6 protein-coding genes and 1 pseudogene are annotated in these 6,392 nt (G+C 35.5%); 2 read left to right on the top strand and 5 right to left on the bottom strand.

Annotated elements, in window-relative coordinates:
- The coding region (locus H5125_RS21215; protein WP_310734206.1) for a group II intron maturase-specific domain-containing protein at nucleotides 1-493 on the top strand (493 nt) is incomplete at its 5' end.
- Between the two features lie 285 nt (nucleotides 494-778).
- Here the strand turns inward: H5125_RS21215 and H5125_RS21210 are convergent.
- The 3 genes from H5125_RS21210 to H5125_RS22265 all read right to left on the bottom strand — a co-directional run bounded on the left by H5125_RS21210 (nucleotide 779) and on the right by H5125_RS22265 (nucleotide 2,629).
- A complete protein-coding gene (locus tag H5125_RS21210; RefSeq protein WP_182745388.1) occupies nucleotides 779-1,651 on the bottom strand; it encodes an HNH endonuclease signature motif containing protein in 873 nt (290 codons plus the stop codon).
- Between the two features lie 223 nt (nucleotides 1,652-1,874).
- Nucleotides 1,875-2,348 (bottom strand): nuclease-related domain-containing protein, encoded by a 474-nt coding sequence (locus H5125_RS22270; RefSeq protein WP_259395512.1) that lies wholly within the window; start codon nucleotides 2,346-2,348, stop codon nucleotides 1,875-1,877.
- Nucleotides 2,279-2,629 (bottom strand): nuclease-related domain-containing protein, encoded by a 351-nt coding sequence (locus tag H5125_RS22265; RefSeq protein ID WP_310734205.1) that lies wholly within the window; start codon nucleotides 2,627-2,629, stop codon nucleotides 2,279-2,281. Before H5125_RS22265 ends, H5125_RS22270 begins: the two co-directional genes overlap by 70 nt.
- 7 nt (nucleotides 2,630-2,636) lie before the next feature.
- Between H5125_RS22265 and H5125_RS21200 the strand changes: the two are divergent.
- Nucleotides 2,637-2,789 (top strand): annotated as a pseudogene (locus H5125_RS21200) (IS3 family transposase); the annotation flags it as partial.
- A 399-nt stretch (nucleotides 2,790-3,188) separates the two neighbouring features.
- Here H5125_RS21200 and H5125_RS21195 read toward each other — a convergent pair.
- Both H5125_RS21195 and H5125_RS21190 read right to left on the bottom strand, forming a co-directional pair.
- Nucleotides 3,189-4,094 (bottom strand): hypothetical protein, encoded by a 906-nt coding sequence (locus H5125_RS21195; protein ID WP_182745386.1) that lies wholly within the window; start codon nucleotides 4,092-4,094, stop codon nucleotides 3,189-3,191.
- A gap of 918 nt (nucleotides 4,095-5,012) precedes the next feature.
- A complete protein-coding gene (locus H5125_RS21190) occupies nucleotides 5,013-6,191 on the bottom strand; it encodes an OprD family porin (protein ID WP_259395511.1) in 1,179 nt (392 codons plus the stop codon).
- Between the last annotated feature and the right edge of the window lie 201 nt (nucleotides 6,192-6,392).

The following is a 6,392-nucleotide window of genomic DNA, read 5'->3' as shown; positions in this document are numbered from 1 at the left end:
AAAATTGCTCATTAAACCGAGTAAATCCAACACGCTGTTGTTCTTGAGTAACCTGCGCGAACTCATCAAAAAGCACGCAACCATCCCTGTTAACGACCTTATCAAACTGATAAATCCGAAACTAAGGGGGTGGGCGAATTATTACCGTCATTGTGTTGCTAAACAAGTATTCGGGTATGTTGGGCACAAACTATTCTATTCGTTATGGCACTGGGCAGTAAGGCGTCACCCAACAAAGTCTAAGACTTGGGTAGCCCTTAAATACTTCATCAACCGCAAAGGCCAATGGCAATTTCACGGTTGGCAGAAGGTCAAGGATATGGATTGCCAATTTAATCTATTCCCAATAGCCAAAGTGCCTATTGAGAGACATGTAAAAATTCGAAGTGCGGCTATACCATTTGCCCCTCAATACCTAGAATACTTGGCTAAGAGAAAGTCAAAAAGGCAAGCCCATAACTCTTGGAACGAACCGGCTCTCACTGCTTTATAAGTTGCTGGGTATCTAACGATACCTTTGTGGATGCTTGAGCCTAGTGCAGTAAAAGTTGCACGCTGGGTTCTCAGGGGGACGGCACTTGGCAACAAGTGTCGTCTACCCGACATAAATGATTTGCATACCTTGCTTGCAATTGGTGTGATTCAACTCTGAACTTGAGGACATTAAAGAAAATAGCGTGAGCCTGACAGTGTAGTATCCTTAAAGTCGCTATATCTACCAACAATGTGGATTTCATACTCAGCACTGTTATAAGCTCAAGAAAGCGAGTACTAGACTCTATTTGTTTTTACTATTGAAGGCCTCATTATGTTTCAACATGTACTCTTCAAATTTTAAATGATCTTCATGTCCTAAAACTTTAGTGTTCAGAACTTCATGCCCTTTTATATTTAATTCATACAAAGCTGTTTTATCCACATGCTTAGACAACTTAATTTTAAAGCCAAACTCTTTTTTTATGAAAGTAATAAGATATTTATCAAAAAGAGCATCAAGGTGAGCGGTTAAAAACATACCATTAGCGCCATCCCAATGTTCACCTGGCAGACATTCGCTAAATCTGACAACATGTGAAGCAATTAACAGCGGCTCATAATTGATTCCAGTGACTGCACATTGTTTACCTTTCCATACTTTTTCCACATTTTTGCGAAATCGATCCTGACCGAGTCTGATCTTCATTTCAGCCTTTTTGTAAGCATCTTCGAGGCTAATATCACTGTCATCATCTGATACTTCAGGCTCATCCGTTTCAACTTTCAATAGCCAGTTGAGCATAGTTATGATGTTTGTTTGTAACGGTTGTCTAAACGACGAATTTTGCTTTTGTAACTCTTTAACTAGGGCATCGTGAGCAGTTCGATGTCCTACTTTACTAATCTTTTCTAACAGAGCATCGTCAAGTAAAATTGGTTTATCGGGTACTGTTAAGTTCTCTAATTTGGCTCTATGAGTCTTCTCTTTTCCCCGTGAAATATCGTGTTCGTCAAACTTAATAATTTTGTACTTCCCTACTAGCTGATAAGGCTCAGATGTCTGCTGACGTTGAATTACGTATACGAGACTGCCTATTACAGGAGGAACTCTTCTACGATCAGGGCTATTTCTAAACCAGTTTTGAGTACTTTTAGGCTTAAAACCATAGCCCATACTGGTCCTAAATTCAGAACCAGAGTCGTAATTTTTATGTAGTGCAAAATAGCAATTCATTGTTTTCCTCAATGGTTTTATATAGATAGTTACCCATGAAAAGTTAAGCCGTCAAACCCATTTCGGGGCATAAATGATTCATGTTCCGTAACTTTTTGGACAAAATTAACTATACGTGCCTTCAACCGAACGAATAAATATCTATAAAATATAGTCGCTATAATTAGTTTAATTTTTCCACCCCCCTACATTTGGGAAAGTTTGAGCAGCCCCAAAATTTAGAGCCTGCATTTTGGCCTTTTTTAGCTTCTCGTAACACCATACCCGATCCGTATTTTTTACAAAGCTTTTCGTTAGTTTTTTGCTTAATGATATCTCTTACATGAGTCTTATGGGCTTGGTTTGTTGAGAACCCTCGATCTAAACGACTTGATTCGATATTTTTGATGGACTCCATAACTTGCTGTTGATTTAGCAGTTCAGCAGAATGTGAATAAATGCATGATAAGCAACCACTTGCATAAGTTACATTCTCTGGCACATCAGTTTTAAATGTGCTGTCACCGATAAATACAACAACTGAGAATAGCGCATCAATACTGATGTTAAACTTTGCTTCTAATATTTTTAGATGCTTATAATTTTGATGAATTGGGTTCTGAAATTTAGATGAGTAATTAAAATTTTCTGCGTCCATTGTTTTTGGTTAGCCGCTCCAAAAATCCATCCTTTCATGTTTTTTGTTGCGACAATATACACTCCGAATTTAGATACAACTATATGATCAATTTGAGTTGTTCCATCTTCAGTTGGTAAAGTAACATTTTTGATCAGGTGATATTCGTTTTGCGATAACCTCTTGAGTATCAAATTGACTTTAAATTCACCGAAAACACCTTTAAACCAAGGTGTTTTGATTATAAAGGTCAATATAATTACAGGAAATATATACCAAATCTTTAAAGCCGCACTAATCACCAATCCTAAAAAAGGCTACCGCTCTCTTGATGTCAGACTCGATGAACAATTTACGCTGATCAGCGCACTCAAGCAGAGCCACTCTATTCTCACAATTTGTAATGCATTCAAAGTGCATCGAAGTAGCTATAAATATGGGCTAAAAAGAAAAGAACATATCGTTACAAATGACTCTGCAAAGCATGCTAGAAATCTAATATTAATAAGACAATCGATTGATAAGGAGGCAAAAAGTACTAAATTTTTAAGCAGTGAAGCAAATTGCATCAACAGAGTGCTTCCAGAAACTTGTGAAGTAATTGCTTTTGCTGCATTGGCAGAACCATACAACCAGACGCTGTTTAAAGATTTTTTAATCAGGGACTTATCCAATTTTTCTCGATAATCTCAAAAAGAGATTGTAAAATTTTATAGTCTCTTTTTTGTTAATCTAGCTCCTAGAAAACTACTTTAAAGTTCGGTTCGTTAACACCTCTTGCCAGCCAATAAAAACAGGCAAAATGTTTTTGTCTAGCCTTCTTTTGCAAATGAGCTAAAGGTAAACATGGCAACCTCTGTTTTATTGTCGGTTAATTATTAACATAAAAAAGTCATCGTAAACTTTTAAAGAACAATTGGCGCCAGGATAATAGCCTTGTGCAGAAAATTGTTCTGAAAAGGCCTTTTTCATAATGATGCAGTCAGAAGCTGACGATTGAGCCAATAAAAACAATAAATGTTCCGGCATTATGTGCTCAACATTAGCGAGTAGAAATTTAACGCCTTCGTTTTTATAACAATGCGCTAGCAAAGTACGGATAAAAAATAATTCTCCCGTACTCGAGCTCAATACATATGGAGGCCAACAAAGTGCAACCTGCTTGAGTACAGCACTATTAGGTTTTAACTGTATAAGTAATTCAGCAGCAAGGATTAAATGATCGAAGTAACTCGAAAAAAATAATTCACAATTATTCTTTATCGCTTCGGCCATTTGTTGATGATTGTCCCAATCTAGTGAATCAATATTTGGTTGTCGCACAGAAAATGTCACTAATAACGACTGGAGTAATGATTCGGCTTCTTCAATTAAGTGACTGTTTACATCAGCAACAGCACTAAAAAAACGTTGAAAACTGTCATCATTGCGATAAAAGGTATCCAACACTTGCAATAAGGCAGGATAGTCTTTATGAGCGTCATAAGTATTACGAGATACGATTAACTGCTTAATGGCTAAAGCATCGGGGTTTAGAGCTTGTGAAGCTTCATTTTGCAATACTCGAGCAAGTAGTAAATGATCGTACCAACCCTCAGCAGTTTGCTGTGCATGACAATATAATCCGTTCCAATCATCGGTTAAGGTTAACCATTGTTCTGGAAATAGTAGCGCCATATCTTCAGGCTTTAATTGCTCATAATCTGGTACTTTCCCTAACTCTAGAAAAGTAAGTAAATTGACAGACTCTGTTACTAAACCATCCATAAAAACCTCGATTTACTACTTGTTGATTATGATTATACCGAATGATATGACAGTTTGTGCAACATCTTTAATAAGTAATACAATTTAAAATTGTCTAAATTAGAATATTGATTACCCTATCCTTGATCTTTCCCTAAATTAGTAACTTACTTGTAAATAGGTTTTGAATTAAACGAGATTCCGGTTGTCATTAAAAAATTTAGATAGCATTTTTATTATTGGATCGATGGTTAACTCGGCAATGAGATTGACGTCTGCACTGACGTGGCGTTGTTGCAGGGCAAACGCATGAGTGCTTGTTTTTTGAACTCTACGTTTAGCCTGCAAGCAAAAGAACAAGAAACCACCCAAATATGAAGATTTAACGAACTACGGAAGCTCGTTAAACGACCTGATGCTGTTCAATAAATGTTCGCAATCTCGCCCTGGACGTTGTTGCCTAAATAAGTGAATTTTTTATGCTGCTTGCTCGTGCTCATGGCACGCCTATTCGGATAACTTTTGGTATGGAAAAACTATCTTAACAGGATGTGTGTTAACTTTTACTCTAAATGATAATGGGGCAAAAACAAGTTTGAGTTACAAACGTAATTTAACCTCTACAGTAGTCTTATAAAGTAGCAGCCGATATTTCTTAGCCACTACTGCTAGTGATGTAAAATAGTTATAAAATATCCGTCGGTTTGTGATTTAATTTACTTAGTTCTAAAATACACTCCAGTGGAGGTCGTTTGTAAAAGTGGACATTGAGACAATTATCAACCGACAAGTTTTTGATCACTTTTAATCATCTAGAGGTAATTTATCATGTAAAATTGTAAATCCAAGCAGATTAATACGGCCTGAATTTACAATTAAAATAACATTGACAGGGAATCAACCTTTATCAAAAATAAATTTTTTAATAAGTTATAACCGCTAAAAGCTATAAGAGAATTTTGTCCTTAAATCAGTAGCATCTTTTTGATTATTTTCATAATCCAATATTGAAAAATCAACTGATATACCGCAATTAGCTAGTTTACCATCAAATTGATATGCAAGATTAACCGTCCATTCATTTAAATCTTTTCCAACTATGGGATTGTCAAAAGATGTATAAAATAATTTACCTTTAATATTAGAGATAGTAGAACCTAACCCCAGTTGATACGAATTTGTGCCCGCTTCAAATGCAGCAACACCCGCAGTTTTAGTAGTTGCAGTAAACTGATAATAAGCTCCTTGACCTATGCCTCTAAAAACTCTATTTTCTCCTTCATTCCCTCCAGCTAATGTATAACCAGCGAAAAAATCTACTCCCCCTTGGCTGAAACCTACTTTAAAGCCCAAAAGATCATTATCAACTAGTTCATTTTTATCCCACTTAGTTTTGTAGTACTGCACCGCAATATAACTGTTAAAGTTAGTTGGCAATGTATATTCTACATCCGCATAAAGTGCTTGGACTTCATTTATTACATTTGCGTACTGTGAGTTAATTTTAACTTTTTTAGCTATCCGTTTATTAACTTGTGCGAAAAAGACGCCATCATTGCCTATTTTATAAAAGTCGCCAGGGGAACCAGAACCATTATAATCAAAATCAACAAATTCATTATCAACATAAAATGATTTATCTGTTCGAGTCTGATATTTAGTCACATAACCAATCGAAATATCAGTATCCTCAAAATGACTTGAAGATACCTGATACATTTCAAAAGACTCTTTTATCAATCTTGAACCTGAGTTAGCGATCAAGGGTGATGAAAAGTGTTGTCTACCTCCAGAAAACACCGTACCACCAAACTGATATTTCAAAAAAGCTTCTGATAATACAAGTCCTTGTGCGTTTATACTGCCCGCAGTTCTATCATCATCATTGATGTTACTAACGTATGATCCCTGTACTTCTCCTCCCAATTTAAACCCATTAAACTCTGATGTATTAAAAGTAACATTACCACCATTCACCCAAATCGAGCTATTCTCTGCATTTGAATCGTCAAAATCTTGTTCGAAATAGTACGATTTCGCTGTACCTCCAACATTACCATTGTGTATCCATTCAGAAAAACTTTCAATATCACCATTAGAGAATGCATTATTACTCATTGCTAATATCACCAAAAAATATTTATTATATTTAAACATATAAACCTTATTAACGTTAAGTTACAAACAAGAAACTATATTGAGTAAAATAAAAACCGAAGATAAACAAATAAATTACAAACCCAATCAATAATACAAATAAAAACATTTTTAACAGTGAGCTATTTCACAACAAAAAATATTAAACTCACAAAAATAACA

This window comes from Shewanella sp. SR44-4 (genome assembly GCF_014163715.1).
In the GTDB taxonomy this organism is placed as follows: Bacteria; Pseudomonadota; Gammaproteobacteria; order Enterobacterales; family Shewanellaceae; genus Shewanella.
Note: the sequence above shows the minus strand (reverse complement) of the source record. Positions and strands in the feature narration are given on the sequence as shown.

Excerpts from the sequence above, each read along its gene's own strand:
- H5125_RS21195 (WP_182745386.1), bottom strand. The coding sequence starts at position 4,094 with ATGGATGGTTTAGTAACAGAGTCTGTCAATTTACTTACTTTTCTAGAG.
- H5125_RS21190 (WP_259395511.1), bottom strand. The coding sequence starts at position 6,191 with ATGAGTAATAATGCATTCTCTAATGGTGATATTGAAAGTTTTTCTGAA.
- H5125_RS22270 (WP_259395512.1), bottom strand. The coding sequence starts at position 2,348 with ATGGACGCAGAAAATTTTAATTACTCATCTAAATTTCAGAACCCAATT.
- H5125_RS21210 (WP_182745388.1), bottom strand. The coding sequence starts at position 1,651 with ATGGGCTATGGTTTTAAGCCTAAAAGTACTCAAAACTGGTTTAGAAAT.